The organism is Streptomyces sp. NBC_01622 (assembly GCF_045209635.1).
Classification (GTDB): domain Bacteria; phylum Actinomycetota; class Actinomycetes; order Streptomycetales; family Streptomycetaceae; genus Streptomyces.
This window is the reverse complement of sequence record NZ_CP109293.1, coordinates 8,678,968-8,701,706: the sequence shown is the minus strand read 5'-3', so window position 1 is coordinate 8,701,706 and position 22,739 is coordinate 8,678,968. Positions and strand designations below refer to the sequence as shown.

Here is a 22,739-nt window from a genome sequence, read left to right as displayed (position 1 = left end):
TACTCCCTGGTTAACAGACGGCCTTGTCGAAAACCTATCGGTCGGTCCGCGCCACGGGACAATCGGGCACCGACAGTGGCTTGGGGGACTCGCTGTCGGGTCTCTACAGAAAGAGCCGACTCCGAGCGGAAACGTGTGGTCCCCGCACCTGTCCGCGCGACATGATCGGACTCCACAGGCCACGACAGCAGGGAGACCTCCGTGCCTCATTCCATCGACGAAGCCTTCACGGCACTTCCGCTACGCGCCCTGGCCGACGCCGCGCTGGCACGCGCGCGTGCGCTCGGCGCGGAGCACGCGGACTTCCGGTTCGAGCGGGTGCGCAGCGCCTCCTGGCGGCTGCGGGACGCCCGGCCGGCCGGTACGTCGGACACCACCGACCTCGGGTACGCGGTGCGGGTCGTGCACGGCGGCACCTGGGGGTTCGCGTCGGGCGTGGACCTGAGTCTGGACGCCGCCGCGAAGGTCGCCTCGCAGGCGGTGGCGATGGCGAAGCTCTCGGCCCAGGTGATCAAGGCGGCCGGGTCGGACGAGCGCGTCGAGCTGGCCGCCGAGCCCGTGCACGAGGAGCGGACGTGGATCTCGTCGTACGAGATCGATCCGTTCTCCGTGCCCGACGAGGAGAAGGCGGGGCTGCTGGCGGACTGGAGCGCCCGGCTGCTCGCGGCGAACGGCGTCAACCATGTGGACGCCTCGCTGCTCACTGTGCACGAGAACAAGTTCTACGCCGACACCGCGGGGACGGTGACCACCCAGCAGCGCGTCCGGCTGCACCCGCAGCTGAACGCGGTGTCGGTCGACGAGTCGAGCGGTGAGTTCGACTCGATGCGCACCATCGCACCGCCCGTGGGGCGCGGCTGGGAGTACCTCACGGGTACCGGCTGGGACTGGGACGAGGAGCTGGCGCGGATCCCCGAGCTGCTCGCCGAGAAGATGCGGGCCCCGACCGTCGAGGCGGGCCTGTACGACCTCGTCGTCGACCCGTCGAACCTGTGGCTGACGATCCACGAGTCCATCGGCCACGCCACCGAACTGGACCGCGCGCTCGGCTACGAAGCCGCCTACGCCGGCACCTCGTTCGCCACCTTCGACAAGCTCGGCAAGCTCAAGTACGGCTCCGAGCGGATGAACGTCACCGGCGACCGCACCGCCGAGCACGGCCTCGCCACCATCGGCTACGACGACGAGGGCGTCGAGGGCCAGTCCTGGGACCTCGTCAAGGACGGCACCCTGGTCGGGTACCAACTCGACCGCCGCATCGCCAAGTTGACCGGCTTCGACCGCTCCAACGGCTGCGCGTACGCCGACTCCCCCGGCCATGTCCCGGTGCAGCGCATGGCCAACGTGTCGCTGCAGCCCGATCCGGCGGGGCTGTCCACGGAGGATCTGATCGGCGGGGTCGACCGCGGGATCTACGTGGTCGGCGACCGGTCGTGGTCGATCGACATGCAGCGCTACAACTTCCAGTTCACCGGGCAGCGCTTCTTCAAGATCGAGAACGGGCGGATCACCGGGCAGCTGCGGGACGTCGCGTACCAGGCGACGACCACCGACTTCTGGGGGTCCATGGCGGCGGTCGGCGGTCCGCAGACCTACGTCCTGGGCGGTGCCTTCAACTGCGGCAAGGCCCAGCCGGGCCAGGTCGCGGCGGTCTCGCACGGCTGCCCGTCGGCCCTCTTCACGGGAGTCAACATCCTCAACACCACTCAGGAGGCCGGTCGATGAGTCCTCGTACGAACAAGCCGCACGAGATCGTCGAGCGCGCCCTCGAACTGTCCAGGGCCGACGGCTGTGTCGTCATCGCGGACGAGCAGTCGACCGCCAACCTCCGCTGGGCGGGCAACGCGCTGACCACGAACGGTGTCACGCGCGGGCGCACGCTCACCGTCATCGCGACCGTCGACGGCAAGGAGGGCACCGCCTCGGGGGTCGTGTCCCGGTCCGCCGTCACCCCGGAGGAGCTGGAGCCGCTCGTACGCGCCGCCGAGGCCGCCGCGCGCGGGGCCGAGCCCGCCGAGGACGCGCAGCCGCTCGTCACGGGCGTGGCCGCGTCGCCCGACTTCACGGACGGGCCCGCCGAGACCTCGTCCAGCGTGTTCACCGACTTCGCCCCGGCGCTCGGCGAATCGTTCGCACGCGCGCGTGCGGGCGGTCGCGAGCTGTACGGCTTCGCCAACCACGAGCTGGTCACCAGCTACCTCGGTACGTCGACCGGGCTGCGCCTGCGCCACGACCAGCCCAACGGGACGCTGGAGCTGAACGCCAAGTCCCCGGACCGTACGCGCTCGGCCTGGGCCGGCCGCTCGACCCGGGACTTCAAGGACGTCGACCCGGCTGCTCTGGACGCCGAGTTGGCCGTACGACTGGGCTGGGCCGAGCGGAAGATCGAGCTGCCCGCCGGGCGGTACGAGACGCTGCTGCCGCCGACCGCGGTCGCGGACCTGCTGATCTACCAGATGTGGTCGGCGTCGGGCCGGGACGCGGTCGAGGGCCGCACGGTGTTCTCCAAGCCCGGCGGCGGGACCCGCGTCGGCGAGCGGCTCGCCGAACTGCCGCTGACGTTGCGCAGCGACCCGAACGAACCGGGCCTGGAATCCGTCCCGTTCGTGCTCGCGCACACCTCCGGGGGCGACCAGTCGGTGTTCGACAACGGGCTGCCGCTGACGGCGACCGACTGGGTGCGCGAGGGCGAGTTGCGGCATCTGCTGACCAGCCGGCACAGCGCGGGCCTGACCGGGCTGCCGGTCGCGCCGTCGATCGACAACCTGATCCTCAGCGGGGGCGAGGACCGCTCCCTGGAGGAGATGGTCGCGAACACCGAGCGCGGGCTGCTGCTCACCTGCCTCTGGTACATCCGCGAGGTCGACCCGGCGACGCTGCTGCTCACCGGGCTCACCCGGGACGGCGTCTACCTCGTCGAGAACGGCGAGGTGGCGGGCGAGGTGAACAACTTCCGGTTCAACGAGTCGCCGGTGGATCTGCTGGGGCGGGCGACCGAGGCGGGGCGGACGGAAAAGACGCTGCCGAGGGAATGGAGCGACTGGTTCACTAGGGCTGCGATGCCCGCGCTGCGGGTGCCGGACTTCAATATGAGCTCTGTCAGTCAGGGCGTATAACCTCGTACCTGATTCACGAGACCATCCCAAGGAGATACGAGAACCGTGACGGACATCGTCGACGAACTGCAGTGGCGGGGGCTCATCGCCCTCTCCACTGACGAGGACGCATTGCGCAAGGCGTTCGCGGACGGTCCCGTCACGTTCTATTGCGGTTTCGACCCGACCGCGCCCAGCCTGCACCTCGGCAACCTCGTGCAGATCCTGACCATGCGCCGAATCCAGCAGGCGGGCAATCGTCCGCTGGGCCTGGTCGGCGGTGCCACGGGCCTGATCGGCGACCCGAAGCCCAACGCGGAGCGGACGCTCAACTCGCCGGACGTCGTGGCCCAGTGGGTCGAGCGGCTGCGTGCGCAGATCGCCCCGCTGCTGGACTTCGAGGGCCCGCACGCCGCGATCATGGTCAACAACCTGGACTGGACCCAGGGCCTGTCGGCCATCGAGTTCCTGCGGGACATCGGCAAGCACTTCCGGATCAACAAGATGATCGCCAAGGAGGCCGTCTCCCGACGGCTCAACTCCGAGGCAGGCATCGGCTACACCGAGTTCAGCTACCAGATCCTCCAGGGCATGGACTTCCTGGAGCTGTTCCGGCGGCACGGCTGCACCCTCCAGACCGGCGGCAGCGACCAGTGGGGCAACCTCACCTCGGGCACCGACCTGATCCACCGGGTCGACCCGGAGGCCGTGGTGCACGCGCTGGCCACGCCGCTGATCACCAAGGCCGACGGCACCAAGTTCGGCAAGACGGAGTCCGGCACGGTCTGGCTCGACCCCGAGATGACCACGCCGTACGCCTTCTTCCAGTTCTGGCTGAACGCGGACGACCGGGACGTCTCCAAGTTCCTGCGCATCTTCAGCTTCAAGTCCCACGAGGAGATCGAGGAGCTGGAGCGACAGACCGAGGAGCGTCCCCAGGCCCGAGCCGCGCAGCGCGCGCTGGCCGAGGAGCTGACGACGCTGGTGCACGGCGCCGAGCAGACGGCCGCGGTGACCGCCGCGTCGAAGGCTCTCTTCGGGCAGGGTGAACTGGCGGAGCTCGACGAGAAGACGCTCGCCGCGTCCCTCTCCGAGGTGCCGCACGTCCAGGTCGCCGAACTCGGGCTCGTCGTCGACCTGTTCGCGGAGGTCGGCCTGGTGGCGAGCAAGTCCGCCGCGCGGCGGACCGTGAAGGAGGGCGGGGCCTACGTGAACAACGTGAAGGTCGCCGCGGAGGATGCCGTGCCGGCGAAGGAAGATCTGCTGCACGGGCGGTGGCTGGTGCTGCGGCGGGGCAAGAAGAATCTGGCGGCCGTGGAGGTCACGGGCGCGTGAGCACATGGCGAAGGGGCGGTTTCCCGGTTCGGGAGGCCGCCCCTTCGTCGTACGGATGTCAGGCTCGTTGTTTGTTCTTGCCGATCGTCGCCATGTACGCCATGTCGACGACGAAGACGATGATGATCGCGGCGATGAGCTGGAACGCGTGACGGCTCCAGTCGATGCCGCTGGTCGCGTCGACGCCGGCCGCTCGGGCGACCGCGTTGCCGACGATGGCGCCGAGAATGCCGCAGATGGTGGTCAGCCAGAGCGGACTGTGCTGCTTGCCCGGGATGATCGCCTTCGCGATCAGGCCCAGCACGAATCCGACGATGATCGCCCACAACCAGCCCATGGCTGCCTCCTTGTACGGCTCGACGTGAGCATTACGCCAAGTGTGGGCCCGGTCACCGTACGCCGCATGTCGGGTACGGCCGTACGTGGTACGGCGCAGGTTCCTCGCCCGGACCCGGGGTGCCCCGGTCTCGAAGGCGGCGCAGGCGCGGCGTAACGTTGGTGGTGTCGGGGCCCGGTTCCCGGATCGGGTGCGAACCGGGGTGCGGGCCCGGGAGAGTCCGATGCGGGCGGATGGTGGAATGTGATGCGGAAGCTGCACGGCGAAGGCAACGCCCAGGTGTTCCGGATCACCGGAGCCCGGACGGGACTCGCGGAGGATGTCCGCGGTCGGCAGCGCCGGTATGTCATCTCGATGTCGATCCGTACGGTGTCGGTGATTCTCGCCTGTTCCCTGTGGAACGTCGAACGGCACGTCGCGATCGTCGCGTTGGTGCTCGGTGTGCTCCTCCCCTATGTCGCCGTGGTGATCGCGAATGCCGGGCGGGAGAACGCGCCCGGTCTGCCGTCGACGTTCGTCACCGCGCCGCTGCGGCCGATGATCACGCCGCCGCGGTCGGACGAGAGCGTCGCGGAACCCGTCCCGGAAGAGGTCGTACCCGAGCCGACGCCCGGTGTGCGGGGCGAACCGCAGGGCCGGTCGTGACCATGGCGAACGTGCCATAAACGGAAGTCGGCTCCGCACCAAGCTCAAGAAAAGCTCAGATCAATCATGTTGTTCCGGTGCCGAGCGACCGGTTACCCGTGACATACTTCGTACGCGCTCCGCATCCCCCGTCGGAGCGACAGACCGACGCCGGGCAGCTCCCCCCGTGGCTGCTCGGCGTCGCCTTTTCAGCGCATCTGCGAGACGAATTCCGTGAGTTTCCGTGAGTGACGAGACACCCATCTGCTCCGCGAAGGGCTGCCGCGCCGACGCCGTGTGGGTCCTCGCGTGGAACAACCCGAAGGTCCATACGCCGGAGCGGCGCAAGACATGGCTCGCGTGCGAGGAGCATCGCGAGCACCTGTCCCAGTTCCTCGGTGTGCGGGGCTTCCTGAAGGACGTCGTCAAGTTCGAGGACTGGGAAGCGCCCGAACTCCCGTAGGGGCCACCCGAAGTTCCGTAGCGCCCCTTCGTCTACGACGGCTGCTCAGCCGCCGATCGCCGACATCGGTCGGTCCGGCTGGAGGAACGACGGGTCGTCCAGGCCCGAGCCCGCCTTCTTGCCCCACATCGCCAGGCGCCAGATGCGGGCTATCTCCTCGTCCGGGGCGTTGGAGCGCAGGGCGGTGCGGAGGCTGGTCTCCTCGCGGGCGAACAGGCAGTTGCGTATCTGGCCGTCGGCGGTGAGGCGGGTGCGGTCGCAGGCTCCGCAGAACGGGCGGGTGACCGAGGCGATGACGCCCACGCGGTGCGGGCCGCCGTCCACGATCCAGCGCTCGGCCGGGGCCGAGCCGCGCTCGTCCGTGCCTTCGGGGGTCAGCTCGAAGCGGGTGCGGAGGGAGGCGAGGATGTCGCCGGCCGTGACCATGCCCTCGCGCTTCCAGCCGTGCTGGGCGTCCAGGGGCATCTGCTCGATGAAACGCAGTTCGTAGTCGTGCGCGACGGCCCAGGACAGCAGGTCCGGGGCCTCGTCGGCGTTGAGGCCCGGCATCAGCACCGAGTTGATCTTCACCGGGGTCAGGCCCGCGTCGTGGGCGGCTTCCAGGCCCGCGAGGACGTCCTTGAGTCGGTCGCGGCGGGTGAGGGTCTTGAAGACGTCTTGGCGCAGGGTGTCCAGGGAGACGTTGACCCGGTCCAGGCCCGCCTTCTTCAGGGCGGTCGCGGTGCGCTTGAGGCCGATGCCATTGGTCGTGAGAGACATCTGGGGGCGGGGCTCCAGGGCCGCGACCCGCTCGACGATGCCGACCAGGCCGGGGCGCAGCAGGGGCTCGCCGCCGGTGAAGCGGACCTCCTCGATACCGAGGGAGGTGACCGCGATGTCTATCAAGCGGACGATCTCGTCGTCCGTGAGGAGGTCGGGCTTCGCCAGCCACTGCAGGCCCTCCTCGGGCATGCAGTACGTACACCGGAGGTTGCACCGGTCGGTCAGCGAAACCCTCAGGTCGGTGGCCACTCGGCCATAGGTGTCGATGAGCACGTGGGCCTCCTCCCTCAATTCGGATCGCATGTTTTCCGACACCTGCGAGCCTACGCGACACCTCTGACAACGAGGGCGGCCCGATCCCACGAGGTACGACGGGGCCGCGTCGTAGGGATCTACGACGCGGCCGTCGGCGTGCGGGGACTCAGTGGGCTCCGGTGCCGGTCAGGGACCGTACCTCCAGCTCCGCGTACTTGGCGGTGTCGGGCTCCTCCTTGGAGAGGATCGTGCCGAGCCAGCCCAGGAGGAAGCCGACCGGGATGGAGATGATGCCGGGGTTCTCCAGGGGGAACCAGTGGAAGTCGACGTCCGGGAACATCGAGGCGGGTTTTCCGGAGACGACCGGCGAGAACAGGACCAGGCCGACCGCGGTGACCAGGCCGCCGTAGATCGACCAGAGGGCTCCTGAGGTGGTGAAGCGCTTCCAGAAGAGGCTGTAGAGGATGGTTGGGAGGTTGGCGGAGGCGGCGACCGCGAAGGCGAGGGCGACCAGGCCGGCGACGTTCAGGTCGCGGGCGAGGGCGCCGAGGAGGATGGAGACGGCGCCGATGCCGACCGTGGCGTACCGGGCGGCGGTCATCTCCTGTTTCTCCGTCGCCTGTCCCCGCTTGATGACATTGGCGTAGATGTCGTGGGCGAAGGAGGAGGACGAGGCCAGGGTGAGGCCGGCGACGACCGCGAGGATCGTGGCGAAGGCGACCGCCGAGATGCTGGCCAGGAGGATCGCTCCCCAGTTGGAGTCGACTCCGCCCAGATGGAGGGCCAGGAGGGGGGCCGCCGTGTTGCCCGCCTTGTTGGAGGCGATGATCTCGTCCGGTTTGATCAGTGCCGCGGCGCCGAAGCCGAGGGCCAGGGTCATCAGGTAGAAGGCGCCGATGAGGCCGATGGCCCAGTTGACCGACTTACGGGCGGCCTTGGCGGTGGGCACCGTGTAGAAGCGGATCAGGATGTGCGGCAGGCCCGCGGTGCCGAGGACCAGGGCGATGCCCAGGGAGATGAAGTCCAGCTTGGTCGTGCCGGTGGCGCCGTACTTGAGGCCGGGGTTCAGGAAGGCGGAGCCCTTGCCGCTGTTGTCGGCGGCCTTGCCGAGCAGGTCGGAGACGTTGAAGTTGAACTTCAGCAGCACCAGGAAGGTCAGCAGCAGGGCGCCGGCGATGAGCAGGCAGGCCTTGACCATCTGGACCCAGGTGGTGCCCTTCATGCCGCCGATGGTGACGTACACGATCATCAGGACGCCGACCAGGGCGACGATGCCGATCTTGCCCGCGTCGCTGGTGATGCCCAGGAGCAGGGAGACCAGGACGCCCGCGCCGGCCATCTGGGCCAGCAGGTAGAAGATCGACACCACGATGGTGGAGGTGCCGGCCGCCGTACGGACCGGGCGCTGGCGCATGCGGTAGGCGAGGACGTCGCCCATGGTGTAGCGGCCGGAGTTGCGCAGTGGTTCGGCCACCAGGAGCAGGGCGACCAGCCAGGCGACCAGGAAGCCGATCGAGTACAGGAAGCCGTCGTAGCCGAAGAGGGCGATGGCGCCCGCGATGCCGAGGAAGGACGCGGCCGACATGTAGTCGCCGGAGACGGCCAGGCCGTTCTGGAAGGCGGTGAACTGCCGGCCGCCCGCGTAGAAGTCGGCGGCGCTCTTGGTCTGGCGGCCCGCCCAGACGGTGATGACGAGTGTCGCGGCGACGAAGACCGCGAACAGCGTGATGATCAGCGGCCGGTGCTGGCTCGCCTCGCCGGCGGCCAGGGTGATCGCGGGGCTCATGCGCCGCCCTCCATCCGGGACTTGATGGCCTCACCCTTGGGGTCGAGCTTCGCGGCGGAGTACCGCGCGTACCACCAGGCGATGAGGAACGTGGTGAGGAACTGGCCGAGGCCCAGAACGAGGGCGACGTTGATGTTGCCGACGACCTTGGTGTCCATGAAGTCGTCCGCGTAGTTGCAGAGCAGGACGTACAGGAGGTACCAGGCGATGAAGGCGACGGTCAGCGGGAAGGCGAAGGAGCGGTGGGCGCGACGCAGTTCGGCGAACTCCGCGCTCTCCTGGACCTGTTCGAACTCCTCGGTACTGGGGAGTTTGGGTTCGGCATTCGAGGGTGGTGGTGTCTCGGTGGCCACGGTGTCTCCTCGCGTTGCGGACATGCTGGTTGCGACCTCACAGACCTACGGATCACGCCACCAGGAGTGATCGGGTGACTTCCCTGCGCGATATCGAGGGGTCCCCGATCCTGCTGGCGCTTCCTGCCCAAGGTCACGGCGCCACGCGTGGACCGGTTCAACTCCTTTGACTTCTTTCAGGACTCGCCTTTGGGAAGTCATTGCTGGCCAGCCCTCGCGGGAGATAGCTTCAGCTGGCACCACTCGTCATGTACCTGCCCGGGAGGCATCACGTCTCGGGCCTTTTCGTTTCCGGATGATGTGGAGATCCCATGGCTCATCTGCGCCCCAGACACCGGCTCGCCCTCGCCGTACCGGTCGTGCTGTCGCTGACCGCCTCGCTCGGTTTCCTCCCGTCGGCGGCTTCGGCGGTCCCGATCACGGAGACCACCGCGCAGGCCGCCGACGCGCCCAACCTTTCGTATGTGGTCAACACTCGACTGGACCACCGGACGATCAACACGGTCAAGAAGGCGATCAATGCGGCCGGCGGCAGCATCGTGGAGACGTACGAGCAGATCGGCGTGATCGTCGTGCACTCGGCGAACCCCGACTTCGGGCTGATCATCCGCAAGGTGCCCGGTGTGCAGTCGGCCGGTGCCACGCGCACCGCGCCGCTGAGCCTCGCCACGACGACCGACGAGGGCGCCGTGCAGTACCTCTCCAAGGAGCAGGCCGCGAAGACGGCGAAGGCCTCCGCCGCGGCCGGTGACAGCGAGCCCCTCGAGGCCGACCAGTGGGACCTGCCAGCGATCGGCGCCGACAAGGCCGCGAAGATCAACCCGGGCAGCAAGAGCGTGACGGTCGCCGTGATCGACGTCGGCGTCGACGACACCCACCCGGACATCGCCCCGAACTTCTCCCCCTCGCAGTCCGCGAACTGCGTGGGCGGCAAGGCCGACACGACGTACGGCTCCTGGCGTCCCGTGGACTCCGTTCATTACCACGGCACGCATGTCGCGGGTGAGATCGCCGCCGCCCGCAACGGCATCGGTGTGGCGGGGGTCGCGCCGGGCGTGAAGGTCGCCGGGATCACGGTGGCGGAGCCTGACTCGAGCCAGTTGTTCTACCCGGAGAGCGTGGTCTGCGCGTTCGTGTTCGCCGCGGATCACGGCGTGGAGATCACCAACAACAGCTACTACGTTGATCCCTGGCTGTACAACTGCATGGACGACCCCGATCAACGTGCCATCGTCGACGCGGTCAACAGGGCCCAGCTGTACGCCCAGAGCAAGGGCACGCTCAATGTCGCCGCGGCCGGCAACTCCAACGACGACCTCGACTCCCACGCCCTGGTCGACGACTCCAGCCCCGACGACTCCACCGCGGTGACCCGCACGGTCGACCCGCACGAGTGCTTCGACGTGCCGACCCAGCTGCCGGGTGTCGTGACGGTGAGTTCGGTCGGTGTCACGAAGGCCAAGTCGTACTTCTCCAGCTACGGCCAGGGCGTGATCGACGTGTCGGCGCCGGGCGGGGACATCCGGCAGCCCGCGAACACGCCGTCGAAGGACGGCCGCATCCTGTCCACGCTGCCGAACAACACGTACGGCTACCTCCAGGGCACGTCGATGGCGACCCCGCACGTCGCCGCCGTGGCCGCGCTGCTGAAGTCCACGCACCCGCATGCCTCTCCGGCCCAGCTGCAGGCGCTGCTGAAGGCCGAGGCGGACAACCCGGGCTGCCCGACCGACGTGTACGACACCAACGGCGACGGCATCGCGGACGCGACCTGCGTCGGCGGCAAGCGCGTCAACGGCTTCTACGGGTTCGGCATCGTGAACGCGCTGCGGGCGGTCAAGTAGCCCGTACCTGTTCTCTGTTGATGCGGGCCGGGCGGATCTCCGCCCGGCCCGTTCTTGTCTGCATCGTCACCCCAGGCATATTGATTGAATCAATACTGCATAGTGCAGTCATGACTGACATCAAGGTGGCATGGGCCGCTCTGGGCGGCGATCCCGCCCTGGTCTCGCGTGTCTCGACCGTCGAGCGCCAGGGGGCGCTCGAAGCACGGCTTCCCGTACGGGAGTTGGCCCGGGCCTGCGTGGGGGCGTGCGCGCTGGCCGCCGCCGAGCTGGGGGCGCGGCGGGCCGGGCGCACGGAGGTGCCCGGGGCGCGGGTGGACGACGGGGCCGTCGCCACGGCGTTCGTCAGTGAGCGGCATCTGCTGATCGACGGGCGGGCGCCGGTCTCCTTCGCGCCGCTGTCGCGGTTCTGGCGGACGGCCGACGGCTGGGTCCGCACCCACGCGAACTATCCGCACCACCGGGCGCGACTGCTGGGCGCGTTGCGGCTGCCGGGTGACACCTCCATGGAGGATGTGGCCGACGTGCTCGCCGAACGGTCCGCGTCGGAGGTGGAGGAGACCGTGTACGCCGCCGGAGGCCTCGCGGTCGCACTGCGGACGGCGGCGGAGTGGGCCGTACACCCGCAGGGAGTCGCGGTGACCGGGCGGCCTCTCGTCGAGCGCGAGCGGCTCGACACGGCACGCGCGCGTGCGCTGCCGCCGCTCGACGGCGATCCGTTGCTGCCGGCCGCCGGACTTCGAGTGCTCGATCTGACGCGGGTGATCGCGGGCCCGGTCGCCACCCGCACGCTCGCGCTGCTGGGCGCTGACGTGCTGCGCGTGGACGCCCCGCGGTTGCCGGAGGATCCCGACGCGCACGCGGACACCGGTTTCGGGAAACGGTCGGCCCGACTGGATCTCGGCCTGGCGGCCGACCGGCGGACCTTCGAGGAACTGCTCGGGCAGGCCGACGTGGTCGTCACCGGGTACCGACCGGGCGCACTGGACCGGTTCGGCCTCGCTCCCGAGGCGCTGGCCGACCGCCGGCCCGGGCTGATCGTGGCGCAGTTGTCGGCGTGGGGCGCGTACGGGCCGTGGGGCGAACGGCGCGGGTTCGACAGCCTGGTGCAGGTCGCCACCGGCATCGCGGCCTCCGAGGGGTCGCCCGAGCGGCCCGGCGCGCTGCCCGCGCAGGCCCTCGACCACGGGACCGGGTATCTGCTGGCGGCCTCGGTACTGCGGGCGCTGACGGACCGGTCGGAGCAGGGCTGCGGGCTCGTACTGCGGCTGGCGCTGGCACGGACCGCGGCCTGGCTGACAACGGGTGGAACGGCATCCGAAAAGGAACGGGAGGTGCGCGAGCTGAGCGGGACGGCGTACAACCAGCCGGATGCCTGGCTGGTCGAGACTGGCAGCGGTATCGGGCGGCTGCGGCACGCGCTGTCGCCGGTCTCCTTCGCCGGCGGGCCCGTGAACTGGGCGCGCCCGCCGGGTCGTTGGGGCACGGACCCGGCTCGTTGGGCTTGATCCGGGGGCGGGGCGGAAACGTAACTATGAGCGGAATCCGGTTCCGCCAGTTGTTTTGTTGCACTTGCCCGGTTCTGTGACGGCTGGTGAAGATCTTGGGGTGACCTTGATACGACCGACTGTCGAAGCGGCCGACACCAGTGGCCCCGGGCGGCGCCCCGGTACGCGCCGGGCGGTCGCCGTACTGGCCCTGGTGCTGCTCGCCGCGCTGATTCCGCTGCTCGGTCCGTCCGCCGCGCTGCACGACACCGGGGAGGCCGCCGCGCCCGGTGTCGGCGGCATCGCGCTGCTGCGGGCGGTGTTGTTCGGTGCGCTGTGCGTGCCGCTGGGCGAGTTGTTCGTGAACCGGCTGGCGCGCACCGTGCCCGGCGCTCCCCCGAGCGGCCCCCGGAGTTGGGCCCTGTACGCGGCCGGTGCCGGATTCGTCGCCGCGCTGGGACTCGCCTCGGTCGTGGCGACGGGCAATCTGGTGCCGCACAGCCTCGCCGAGATCGACGTCGGCGGCCTCTACCAGTCCCGCGACGGCAAGCTGGCGCTCCTGGAGGTCAACGGGTTCGCCGTGGCGGCCCTGTGCGCCCGGTCGCGCCGACCCGCCGTACAGGTGTGGCCCCTTGCCGCCGTGGTCCTCGCGGAGGCGCTGCGCGCGCACCCGGTGGGCGAGCACAGCCCACTGGTCGGCTCGGAGCTGACCCTGGTGCATCTGACGTGCGCGGCGCTGTGGGTCGGCGGGCTGCTGCACGCGCTGCGGACGCTGCGGCAGTGGCGGGGTTCCGAGGCGGGCGCCGCGCTGTTGGGCCTCTACGCGCGCGTGGCCGCCGTACTGCTCGCCGCGATCACCGCCACGGGGGTGTGGAGTTCCCTGCGCAGGATGCCGGCCGGCACGATCCTGGACCAGCTGACGACGACTGCGTACGGGCGCGCCCTGCTCGCCAAGGTGCTCCTCGTCGCCACCGTCGCCGTACTCGCGCTCTGGGCGCGCCACCGGCTGCGGCGGGCCACCGATCCACTGGCCACCTACTCACCGGCGCGGGCCGAAGTCGTCGTGCTGGGGGTGGTGGTCGTGGTCTCCGGACTGTTGACCGCACTGCCGGTGCCGATCCGCTGGCATTGATCAACTCTGCATTGATCAACTGTTGACGACCAGGACCTTCAGGGCCGTGCGCTCGTCCATCGCCTTGTAGCCGTCGGGCACACCCTCCAGGCCGACCGTCAGATCGAAGACGGGCGAGGGGTCGATGGTGCCGTCCAGGATGTCGGGCAGCAGTTCCGGGATGTACGCGCGGACCGGCGCGACTCCGCCGCGCAGCGCGATGTTCCGGTCGAACATGACGCCGAGGTCGAGGCCCGTGCCGCTGCCGTGCGGCACGCCGACGAAGCCGATGGCGCCGCCGTCGCGCGTGATACCGACGGCCGTACGCATGGACTGCTCGGTGCCGACGGCCTCGACGACGGAGTGCGCGCCCTGGCCGCGGGTGAGTTCGCGTACGGCCTCGACGGCGGCCTCGCCGCGTTCGGCGACGACGTCGGTGGCGCCGAAGTCGCGCGCGATGGCCGTGCGGGCCTCGTGGCGGCCGAGGGCGATGATCCGCTCGGCGCCGAGGCGCTTGGCGGCGAGCACGGCGCACAGGCCGACCGCTCCGTCGCCCACGACGGCGACGGTGGCACCCTTGCGGGCGCCCGCGCCGAGGGCCGCGTGATGGCCGGTGCCCATGACGTCCGACAGGGTCAGCAGGGCGGACAGCAGGTGGTCGTCGGAAGCCGCCTCCTTGGGGAGGCGTACGAGCGTGCCGTCGGCGAAGGGCACACGTACCGCCTCGCCCTGGCCGCCGTCGTAGCCCACGGCACCCCAGAAGCCGCCGTGCACGCAGGAGGTCGTGAGGCCCTCGCGGCAGTACGCGCAGACACCGTCGGACCACATGAAGGGCGCGACCACGAGGTCACCGGCCTTGACGCCGTTCACCTCGGAGCCGGTCTCCTCGACGATCCCGAGGAACTCGTGTCCGATCCGCTGCCCCGGCTGCCGGGCCGCCTCGCCGCGATACGCCCACAGGTCGCTGCCGCAGATGCAGGCGCGCAGCACCCGGACCACGGCGTCGGTGGGCAGCTGCACCATCGGCTCGGGCACGTCCTCCACGCGCATGTCGAACGGGGCGTGGATGGTGGTGGCGCGCATGGCGAGGGTCCTTCTCGTCGCTGGTCTGCTGGTGCGGTGCGCTCAGGGGGTGGTCGAGCGCACTTCACGGTACGCCGCCGCCGGCGCGGGCCGCGCATCGAGGGCGCCCCGGACCAGCAGGAACTGTGCCGCCGTATAGGTCAGCATGATCCAGAAGTCGGGCCGGGGCAGTTGCGGCCAGTCGGCGACGCCGGTCGCGATGAGGGTGTCGGAGAGCATGAAGAGCGCCCCGCCGAGCCCGGCGACCGGGCCGAGCCTGGTGGCCGCGGTGTAGGCCATCGCAGTCAGGAGGGTGCTGTACCCGGCGACGGGGACACGGAGGCCGGCCGGCAGGTCGGGCCACAGGAGGACGACCAGGGTGACGAGGGCGACGGCGTAGCCGACGGCGAGCAGACCCGCACGCGCGCGTGGCGGAGCGTGGCGCCGGAACAGGACGAGGTAGCAGACGTGACCGGCGGCGAAGGAGGCCATCCCGGCCATGAAGGCGGGGTCGGTGTCGGAGAGCAGCAGGACGTCGCCGCCCCAGCCGCACAGCAGGGCAGCGACCAGGAGCCGAGGGCCGCCCGCGCGGGCGGCGAACGCGGCGAGCAGCGGCATGAGCAGCGGCTTGGTGACCAGATGGCCGGCGCGGAAGCCCAGGACGAGGGAGACGAGGTCGAGGACTGCGGCGAGGACGAAGGCAGCCGGCAGCGCCCGGGACGCTCTCACGCGGCCACGGACTCCTCGGTCTGTTCCACCGCGGCCACCGGCGTCCAGCCCGGTCCCCGGAACACCCGCCCCGCGCGCTCGCGCCAACTGGTCGCCGTCTTCAGGTCTTTGGCAATGGCGACGTACTCATGGGTGGCGACCTTGATCGGGTTTAACGTGTTGATGTTCTTCGTCAACCCATAGACGGGCCGCTCAACCTCTGGGACGAACGACCCGAAGAGCCGGTCCCAGACGATGAGGATGCCGCCGAAGTTGCGGTCCAGATAGCCGCCCTGGGAGGCGTGGTGGACACGGTGGTGGGACGGCGTGTTGAAGACGAACTCAAACCATCGGGGCATCCTGTCGATCCGCTCGGTGTGGATCCAGAACTGGTAGACGAGGTTCACCGAGGAGCAGAACGCCAGCGCGGCGGGATGCACGCCCAGGGCGACGAGCGGGACGTAGAACGGCCATACCGTGAGGGTCGTCCAGGGCTGGCGCAGGGCCGTGGTGAGGTTGAACCTGCGGCTGGAGTGGTGGACGACGTGACAGGCCCAGAGGATGCGGATCACGTGGTGGCCGCGGTGGGACCAGTAGTAGAAGAAGTCCTGCCCGAGCAGCATCAGCGGGATCGTCCACCCCAGCACGGGCACGCGCAGCGGCGTGAGTTCGTAGATCGCGGTGTAGATCGCGACGATCGGGATCTTCCAGAGGAAGTCGAAGACGAGGCTCCCGAGCCCCATGCCTACGCTCGTCGCGGCGTCCTTCGCCTCGTAGCCCGCCGCGTCCTCGTCGGGGTGGATGCGCACGCTGATCATCTCGATCACGGTGAGCAGCACGAAGGCGGGTATCGACCAGAGCACGGCATCGGGCAGGTTCGGCATGGGTGAACCGTAGGACCGCGAATCGCCCACGACTAGACGTTGTTACCCACAAGTATTTCCTGGGGTACGCGCTTGCTTGTTGGCGATCTCCGCCAACGGGCCCGCCGCGCCCGGGTTGTGGGTCCGCTACACCCCCACCGCCCCCAGCAGCGCCCCCGCCGCATAGGTGACCCCCATCGCGAGCGCCCCGCCCATCACGTTCCGCAGCATCGCCGGCCTCGTCTCCGCCGCGCCGAGCCGTGCGCTGCTCCAGCCCGTCAGGAGCAGTGCGGCCAGCGACGACACCACGGTGACGCCGAGGCGCCAGTCCGCCGGCGGCAGGACGATCGCCAGCAGCGGCAGCAGCGCGCCGACCGTGAAGGACAGGAAGCTCGCCCAGGCCGCGTGCCAGGGGTTGGTGAGGTCGTCGGGGTCGATGTTGAGCTCCACGCGCGCGTGGGCGCGCAGCGCGTCGCGTTCCGTGAGCTGGGCCGCCGCCTCCATGGCCACGTCACGGGTCAGACCGCGGTCCTGGAGAAGTTCGGTCAACTCCTCCAGTTCGGCCTCCGGTTGCTCCTTCAGCTCGCGCTTCTCCAGAGCCAGGGCCGCCTTCTCCGAGTCGCGCTGGGTGGAGACGGACACGTACTCCCCCGCCGCCATCGACATGGAGCCGGCGAGGAGGCCCGCCAGACCGGCCGTCAGCAGCGCCGAGCGGTCGTCCGTGGCGCCGGCCACGCCGACGACGAGCCCCGCGGTGGACACGATGCCGTCGTTGGCTCCCAGTACCGCCGCCCGCAGCCAGTTCAGCCGCGAGCCCAGTGTGCCGTTGTGGGCCTCGTCATGGGCCTCGTCATGGGTCGGTTCCGTCACACCCCGGAGGATCCCACCCCTCGCGTCACCACACTCGTACCGACGCCCCCCGCGCGAACACCGGGCTCGTGGCGTCCGCAGGCGGTTCGGCGAGCGGTTCGGCGATCTCGGTCACCGTGGGACCGACCTTCGCCGCGATCGGGTCCAGGAGGTCCAGGTCGAAGCCGTACACGCGGGCCGCGTTGCCGCCGAGCATCGCGGCGACCTCGTCGCGCGGCACGCGCGCGAAGGCGAAGCGCAGGCCCTCCCTGGAGTACGGGTAGGTGCCCTCGTCGTGCGGGTAGTCGCTGCCCCACATGATCTTCTCGATGCCGATGCGGTCGCGCAGGGGTACCTCGTGCGGGCGCATGAAACTGGCGCCCACGAAGCAGTTGTCGCGCCAGACCTCCGAAGGACCCTTGCCCATCGAGGCGGCGAGCCCCGCGCCGAACCTGGACTCCGCCGTGGCCGCCTTCGACGCCGCCGCGACCAGGCGCCCGTGGTAGTAGTCCAGCATGTCGAGCACCCCGGGTATCCAGCCGGAGCCCTGCTCGGTCAGCACCAGCCTCAGGTCCGGGTGGCGGCGGAAGGCACCGCCGAATATCAGGTGCCAGAGGGCCCGGTGCGAGAACCAGGTCGTCTCGACCATGAACACCGCGCGGGCGGCGGGTTCGTCGCCGAGGGGCGGGGCGGCCGAGCCCGCGTGGTGGTTGACGGGCACGCCGAGTTCCGCGCACACGGCCCAGATCGGGTCGTACGTCGACGAGTACAGCTCCGGCAGCCCCGAGCCCGGTGGGGTGCCGGGGAGCAACAGGCCGCCCCTGAGGCCCGCTTCGACCGCCCACCGGATCTCCTGGACGGCCTCCTGGACGTCGTTCAGGAGGATCTGGAAGACACCCGCCCGCCGACCCGGCGCAGCCGCGCAGAAGTCCGCCAGCCAGCGGTTGTGGGCGCGCAGGCCGGCCCAGCGGCACTCGAACTCCTCGGCCGTCGGCGCGGGCGCCATGAGGGAGCCGGACGGGAAGAACGGCGGAACGGTGTTCGGGAAGACGACCTCGGCGACGATCCCGTCCTGTTCCAGCTCCGCGATCCGCCGCGCGGAGTTCCAGTTCTTGTCGGCCGTGTCGGCGACCAGGTCCTCGTACGGGTTGACGTACATGGCCGCCCACGCGTCGAACTCGTCGTGGTACTGCTTCTCCAAGTAGGGCCGGTAGTCGAGGAGATCGGCGCCCGCGTGGCAGTCCGCCGAGATGACCGTGTACCGGTCCGCGCCCGTGGCGCTCATGGCGTCACCCCCAGGACCGGGAAGTCGTGGTCGGTCAGCCAGTGCCGCCCGACCTCGCGGGAGCGCGCCCAGGACGCCCTCACGGGCTCCTGGTCGTCCTGCTGGCCGAGTTCCGCGGGGGTGGGACCGATCCGGCGGGCCAGCGGCTCCAGGGCCGCCACGTCGAAGCCGAAGGCGTCGGCCGCCGCCAGGCCCAGCATGCGGCGGGTCTCGCCGACCGGGATGTCATGGAAGGTGCGCTTCAGCCACGCGCGCGTGTCGGGCCAGGTGCCCTCGGGGTGCGGGAAGTCGCTGCCCCAGAGGATGTTGTCGACGCCGATCTCATAACGCTGGGCCAGTTCGCGGCGCTTGGTGTTGGTGGCGCAGATGAAGACCTGCCGGTCGAGGTACTCGCTCGGCGGGCGCTTCAGCTCCGCGAAGGGTGAGAGCTTCTTGCCGCCGTGGGCGCCCAGGTAGAGGCGGTCCATGAACCACAGCTGGTTCGGCAGCCACCAGCAACCCGACTCCGCGACACCGAACTTGAGACCCGGGTGGCGTTCGAAGACCCCGGACCAGAGCAGGAACCAGAGCGGCCGGGCGGGCCACCAGGTCACCTCGCTGACGTAGATGCCCAGGTGGTCGCCGTACTCGTGGCGGGGCGCGGCCCCGGAGTGGGTCAGTACGGGCATCGCGCATTCGGCGGCGGCTGCCCACACGGGGTCGTAACGGGCGTCGTGGTAGGGCTCCTTGTCGACCCACATGGAGGGGATCATCAGGGCGCCGAGCCCGGACTCCTTGGCGCGGTGGATCTCCGCGACGACCTTCTCCGTGGGGGCCGTCACCGGCAACAGGGCGACCCCGCAGTGCCGTTCGGGGTGCTCGGAGACGAAGTCGGCGAGCCAACGGTTGTGGGCCTGCGCGCCCGCCATGCCCAACTCGGGGTCCTGGTCCCCGGAGAGGCCGAGTCCGACCCCGAAGGGCGCCGCGGTCTGGCTGTCGACGGCGTCGGCGTCCGGGAAGACCACCTCGGCGGCCACCCCGTCACCGTCCAGCTCCTTGAGGCGCTGCCCGGTGTCCCAACCCCCGCGCAGCCCCTCCTCGTTGTCCTGGAACCACTTCGCCGCGAACGCCTCGTTGCGGATGCCGAGCCGGGTCATCTCCTCGCGGCGCCGGTCGCGTCCGGCGAGGAACTCGTCGAAGTCCCGGTGGAACCGGGCGTCCAGATAGGGCCGGTACTCCTCGGTGGGCAGCCCGGCGTGGCAGTCGGAGGAGATGATCAGGTACGGCTCCTGGTCGGTCACAACGGCCCCCTCAGTCCAGGATGAAGCTCTCGAGGTACGACGGATTCGCCCGGTCGAGCATCGAGCGCGCCCGGGCCCTGATCTGGGCGTCGCTGTGCTCGCTCTCGGGCAGCAGCCAGAAGCGGTCCGCGCGGATGCCGTCCACGACGAGGCCGGCGACCTCCTCGACGGGCGTGAAGGCGACCTCCTTGCCCGCCGCCCTCATCGCGCTCTCCCACTGGTCGAGGCTGCGGTAAGGGGTCCTGCGGGGGCGCTCCTTGGCGTACCGGGCGGGCCGGTTGCGGTGCGACTCCCACAGGCCGGTGCGCAGCATGTGCGGCCCCGGGAAGAGCACCGAGGCACCCACGCGCGCGTGCTCCGCCTTCAAGTGCGCGTACAGGGACTCGGTCATCGTCACGACGGCCGCCTTGGTGACGGCGTACACGGAGGCGGTGGGCAGCGGGGCGATACCGCCGTCCCCGGAGGACGTGTTGACGACATGACCGGGTTGACCGGACTTGATCATCCTCGGCACGAACGCCTGGACGCCGTGGAAAACGCCCCACACATTGACGGCGAACGCCCACTGCCAGTCGTTCGGTTCGTGCTCCCACATCCGGCCCTCGGCGCCCGAGCCGACCCCCGCGTTGTTGCACAGGACATGGACAGCGCCGTACGTGTCGTAGGCCGACTCGGCCAGATCCAGGACCTGTTGACGTACGCCGACGTCGACCACGCGCGCGTGCACGTCGGCGCCGTCGGCACGCAGATCGGCGGCGGCCTTGTCGAGGGCTCCCTCCTCGACATCGGCGAGCACCACCTTGAGCCCGTCGGCGGCGAACCGCCGTGCCATCGCGAGCCCGATCCCGCTCGCGGCCCCGGTGACGACAGCGACCTGACCCTCCCTCAGCTCCATCAGACGCTCCCCTCGGGCGGCCCGTCATGGACCTGTTGCGGATCGTCGTAACGCTGGTGGATGTACGGCAACAGGGCCCGCGCGTCGACCCGTTCGACGACCTTGCCGCGCTGGTCGCTGGTCTTCTCGCCGATGGTGATGTCGACGAGGGTGCGTACGGGGAGGTCGGCGACCGGGTCGTACATGGACTCGCGCAGGACGACGTCTCCGGTGACGCGTTCGAGGCGGCGGACCTTCTCGTTGCGCAGGCAGTGCACGAGCACCGGGTCGGCGTCGAAGCCCGAACCGTCCACCGCGGGAAGGAACTTGAAGTAGAAGTCGGTCTTCTGCGTCGGCCCGGGGAGAGGCAGCTCGTCGCTGACCGCGCCGCGGACCTCGACGAAGGCGATGCCGTGCCGGGCCAGGGACGCGTGCACGACGAGGCCCACGCGCTCGACGGTCACCTCGCCGAGTTTCTTGGGCTCTCCGAAGACCTCACGGCCGCCGGTGAGGGCACGCTCGTGGGTCATCGGCATGACCAGCGGGTACCAGCCCTCGACGCCGTCGTGCGCGGCGGCGACCGCGAACGAGCCCGCGCCCAGGGGGTATCCGGTCAGTTCGACCTTGCTTATGTTCACCCGGACCAGGGGCCGCCCGGTGGGCTTGAGGGGCGGCGGCAGGACCGCCGCGACCGCGTCCGGGTCGCTCTCCCAGACGGCCACCACACCGGTGGACCAGATGTCGGGGAGCTTCGCGCTCGCTGTGCGTGCGGCGGCGATCTCCGCCTCGGTCCGTGCGCCGTACCGTACGCGTGCCATACGCCGTACCGCCCTTCGTAGGCCGTCATCCGTCAGGCGGGCAGCACGCTTGCACCGGGCGGGCAAAAGGTCCATAGCCACGCGCGCGTGCGTTCGGACGACCCGAACGGGCGGACGGGACAAGGCACCTGAGGGACAGGGCTGTCAGTGACGGCCCGTATCCTCAATGACCATGCTCGAAGACCACTCGCCCGCAGTGTCCGCAGCCACTCCGTGGCCGGCCGCGTATCCCCAGGGATACGCGGTCGTTGACGTGGAGACCACCGGTCTGGCCCGGGACGACCGGATAATCTCCGCGGCCGTCTACCGGCTGGACGCGCTCGGCGAGGTCGAGGACCACTGGTACACGATGGTCAACCCGGAGCGCGATCCCGGCCCCGTGTGGATCCACGGTCTGACGAGTGACGTCCTGGAGGGCGCGCCCCTCTTCAAGGACATCGCCGAGGAGTTCGCGACCCGCCTGGAGGGCCGGGTGCTGGTCGCGCACAACGCGGTCTTCGACTGGCAGATGATCGCGCGGGAGTACGCGCGCGTGCAGATCGAGCCCCCGGTCCGTCAGCGGTTGTGCACCATCGCGCTCTCCAAGGAGCTGGCCCTCCCGCTGCCCAACCACAAGCTGGAGTCTCTGGCGGCGCACTTCGGTGTCGTGCAGCAGCGCGCGCACCACGCGCTGGACGACGCGCGCGTGCTGGCGGAGGCGTTCCGGCCGAGCCTGCGGGCGGCGGCGAGCAACGGTGTACGGCTGCCGCTGCACGAGTGCCGGCCGCTGACCGAGTGGACCGCCGACCGGCCGGCGCCCCGGATCGGACACCAGGGGGGCGGCTACAGCGGCTACGGGGCGGGCAGTTGGCGGCCCGCGCGCAAGCGGCCCGCGTGCCCGTACCCGAACCCGGGCCGGTTCGAGGACGGCAAGCCGCTCAAGCAGGGGATGCGGATCGCGTTCTCCGGGGACACGTCCATCGAGCGCGAGCTCCTGGAGGACCGTGCCGTGGAGGCCGGACTGCATGTCGCCACGAGCCTGTCCCGGCTGACCAGCCTGCTCGTCACGAACGATCCGGACTCGGGCACCTCGAAGGTGGTCAAGGCCCGGCAGTTCGGCACACCCGTGGTGGACGAGGCGGCGTTCGGGCAGTTGCTGCGGGACGTCGAGGCGGCGGACTGACGGCGCCCTGGTGACCGTACGGACGGGTGATTGTCGTACGACTCGCCCCGCGTCCGCTCGCCCGTGCCGGGCGGACGGCTCACCCTGTGGCGCATGGCGAGATGTGAAGTGTGCGGCAATGACTACGGCATGAGCTTCGAGGTGCACGCGCAGGGCGCGGTACACGTCTTCGACTGCTTCTCCTGCGCGATCCACCGCATGGCCCCGATCTGCGAACACTGCCGGGTGCAGATCATCGGCCAGGGCGTGGAGGTCGAGGGCCACTGGTTCTGCGGCGGCCACTGTGCGCGGGCGGAGGGGAAGGTGGGGATCATCGACAAGGTGTGAGCCGCCGGCCCGAAGGAGTCCCTTCCGGTACCCCCCTCAATGCGCCCCACGACCGAGTT

Annotated in this window: 22 protein-coding genes; 10 read left to right on the top strand and 12 right to left on the bottom strand. The window is 70.1% G+C overall.

Annotation, left to right across the window (positions count from 1 at the left end; translation table 11 throughout):
* Positions 1-201: 201 nt before the first annotated feature.
* From OH768_RS40325 to tyrS, 3 genes are read left to right on the top strand one after another with little or no spacing between them, the layout of a single operon-like run.
* Positions 202-1,725: a TldD/PmbA family protein gene (locus OH768_RS40325; RefSeq protein ID WP_406461290.1), complete on the top strand. Its 1,524-nt coding sequence runs from the start codon at positions 202-204 to the stop codon at positions 1,723-1,725.
* On the top strand, positions 1,722-3,116 hold the full coding sequence (locus OH768_RS40320; RefSeq protein ID WP_406461288.1) for a metallopeptidase TldD-related protein: 1,395 nt from the start codon (positions 1,722-1,724) through the stop codon (positions 3,114-3,116). The genes OH768_RS40325 and OH768_RS40320 overlap by 4 nt, the downstream gene beginning before the upstream one ends.
* 45 nt (positions 3,117-3,161) lie before the next feature.
* A complete protein-coding gene (tyrS, locus tag OH768_RS40315; protein ID WP_406461286.1) occupies positions 3,162-4,430 on the top strand; it encodes a tyrosine--tRNA ligase in 1,269 nt (422 codons plus the stop codon).
* A 58-nt stretch (positions 4,431-4,488) separates the two neighbouring features.
* Here the strand turns inward: tyrS and OH768_RS40310 are convergent, their stop codons facing one another.
* Entirely contained in the window at positions 4,489-4,767 is a 279-nt protein-coding gene (locus OH768_RS40310) for a GlsB/YeaQ/YmgE family stress response membrane protein (protein WP_381242647.1), read from the bottom strand.
* A gap of 246 nt (positions 4,768-5,013) precedes the next feature.
* Here OH768_RS40310 and OH768_RS40305 point away from each other — a divergent pair, with 246 nt between their 5' ends.
* Positions 5,014-5,412 (top strand): DUF3099 domain-containing protein, encoded by a 399-nt coding sequence (locus tag OH768_RS40305; protein WP_406461283.1) that lies wholly within the window; start codon positions 5,014-5,016, stop codon positions 5,410-5,412.
* Between the two features lie 223 nt (positions 5,413-5,635).
* The gene (locus OH768_RS40300) at positions 5,636-5,854 is read left to right on the top strand and encodes a hypothetical protein (protein WP_406461282.1); all 219 of its coding nucleotides are present in this window, start codon (positions 5,636-5,638) and stop codon (positions 5,852-5,854) included.
* 45 nt (positions 5,855-5,899) lie between these two features.
* Here the strand turns inward: OH768_RS40300 and moaA are convergent, their stop codons facing one another.
* From moaA to OH768_RS40285, 3 genes are all read right to left on the bottom strand, one after another.
* Positions 5,900-6,889 carry a GTP 3',8-cyclase MoaA gene (gene moaA / locus OH768_RS40295; RefSeq protein ID WP_406465649.1) on the bottom strand — a complete coding sequence of 330 codons (990 nt, stop codon included), beginning with the start codon at positions 6,887-6,889 and terminating at the stop codon, positions 5,900-5,902.
* A 148-nt stretch (positions 6,890-7,037) separates the two neighbouring features.
* Positions 7,038-8,657 carry a cation acetate symporter gene (locus OH768_RS40290; RefSeq protein ID WP_406461280.1) on the bottom strand — a complete coding sequence of 540 codons (1,620 nt, stop codon included), beginning with the start codon at positions 8,655-8,657 and terminating at the stop codon, positions 7,038-7,040.
* Entirely contained in the window at positions 8,654-9,010 is a 357-nt protein-coding gene (locus tag OH768_RS40285; RefSeq protein WP_406461278.1) for a DUF485 domain-containing protein, read from the bottom strand. The genes OH768_RS40290 and OH768_RS40285 overlap by 4 nt, the downstream gene beginning before the upstream one ends.
* A gap of 311 nt (positions 9,011-9,321) precedes the next feature.
* Between OH768_RS40285 and OH768_RS40280 the strand changes: the two genes are divergently transcribed.
* From OH768_RS40280 to OH768_RS40270, 3 genes are all read left to right on the top strand, one after another.
* Positions 9,322-10,854 (top strand): S8 family peptidase, encoded by a 1,533-nt coding sequence (locus OH768_RS40280; RefSeq protein WP_406461276.1) that lies wholly within the window; start codon positions 9,322-9,324, stop codon positions 10,852-10,854.
* 110 nt (positions 10,855-10,964) lie between these two features.
* On the top strand, positions 10,965-12,362 hold the full coding sequence (locus OH768_RS40275) for a CoA transferase (RefSeq protein ID WP_406461274.1): 1,398 nt from the start codon (positions 10,965-10,967) through the stop codon (positions 12,360-12,362).
* A 100-nt stretch (positions 12,363-12,462) separates the two neighbouring features.
* Positions 12,463-13,473: a CopD family protein gene (locus tag OH768_RS40270; RefSeq protein ID WP_406461272.1), complete on the top strand. Its 1,011-nt coding sequence runs from the start codon at positions 12,463-12,465 to the stop codon at positions 13,471-13,473.
* 15 nt (positions 13,474-13,488) lie between these two features.
* Here OH768_RS40270 and OH768_RS40265 read toward each other — a convergent pair whose 3' ends face one another.
* The 8 genes from OH768_RS40265 to OH768_RS40230 all read right to left on the bottom strand — a co-directional run bounded on the left by OH768_RS40265 (position 13,489) and on the right by OH768_RS40230 (position 21,191).
* Entirely contained in the window at positions 13,489-14,535 is a 1,047-nt protein-coding gene (locus OH768_RS40265) for a zinc-dependent alcohol dehydrogenase family protein (RefSeq protein WP_406461270.1), read from the bottom strand.
* A gap of 42 nt (positions 14,536-14,577) precedes the next feature.
* Positions 14,578-15,243: a lysoplasmalogenase gene (locus tag OH768_RS40260; RefSeq protein WP_406461268.1), complete on the bottom strand. Its 666-nt coding sequence runs from the start codon at positions 15,241-15,243 to the stop codon at positions 14,578-14,580.
* Complete coding sequence (locus OH768_RS40255; RefSeq protein WP_406461266.1) at positions 15,240-16,106, bottom strand: sterol desaturase family protein; 867 nt, start codon at positions 16,104-16,106, stop codon at positions 15,240-15,242. Before OH768_RS40255 ends, OH768_RS40260 begins: the two co-directional genes overlap by 4 nt.
* 126 nt (positions 16,107-16,232) lie before the next feature.
* Positions 16,233-16,955 carry a VIT family protein gene (locus tag OH768_RS40250; protein WP_406461264.1) on the bottom strand — a complete coding sequence of 241 codons (723 nt, stop codon included), beginning with the start codon at positions 16,953-16,955 and terminating at the stop codon, positions 16,233-16,235.
* 25 nt (positions 16,956-16,980) lie between these two features.
* On the bottom strand, positions 16,981-18,219 hold the full coding sequence (locus tag OH768_RS40245) for an amidohydrolase family protein (RefSeq protein WP_406461262.1): 1,239 nt from the start codon (positions 18,217-18,219) through the stop codon (positions 16,981-16,983).
* Positions 18,216-19,499: an amidohydrolase family protein gene (locus tag OH768_RS40240; protein WP_406461260.1), complete on the bottom strand. Its 1,284-nt coding sequence runs from the start codon at positions 19,497-19,499 to the stop codon at positions 18,216-18,218. Before OH768_RS40240 ends, OH768_RS40245 begins: the two co-directional genes overlap by 4 nt.
* A gap of 10 nt (positions 19,500-19,509) precedes the next feature.
* On the bottom strand, positions 19,510-20,394 hold the full coding sequence (locus tag OH768_RS40235; RefSeq protein WP_406461258.1) for an SDR family NAD(P)-dependent oxidoreductase: 885 nt from the start codon (positions 20,392-20,394) through the stop codon (positions 19,510-19,512).
* Positions 20,394-21,191: an acetoacetate decarboxylase family protein gene (locus OH768_RS40230; RefSeq protein ID WP_406461256.1), complete on the bottom strand. Its 798-nt coding sequence runs from the start codon at positions 21,189-21,191 to the stop codon at positions 20,394-20,396. The genes OH768_RS40235 and OH768_RS40230 overlap by 1 nt, the downstream gene beginning before the upstream one ends.
* Before the next feature lie 172 nt (positions 21,192-21,363).
* Between OH768_RS40230 and OH768_RS40225 the strand changes: the two genes are divergently transcribed.
* Together OH768_RS40225 and OH768_RS40220 are read left to right on the top strand one after the other, a co-directional pair.
* On the top strand, positions 21,364-22,353 hold the full coding sequence (locus OH768_RS40225; RefSeq protein ID WP_406461254.1) for a DEDDh family exonuclease: 990 nt from the start codon (positions 21,364-21,366) through the stop codon (positions 22,351-22,353).
* Positions 22,354-22,446: 93 nt separating this feature from the next.
* A complete protein-coding gene (locus OH768_RS40220; protein ID WP_078532401.1) occupies positions 22,447-22,680 on the top strand; it encodes a hypothetical protein in 234 nt (77 codons plus the stop codon).
* Positions 22,681-22,739: the final 59 nt, after the last annotated feature.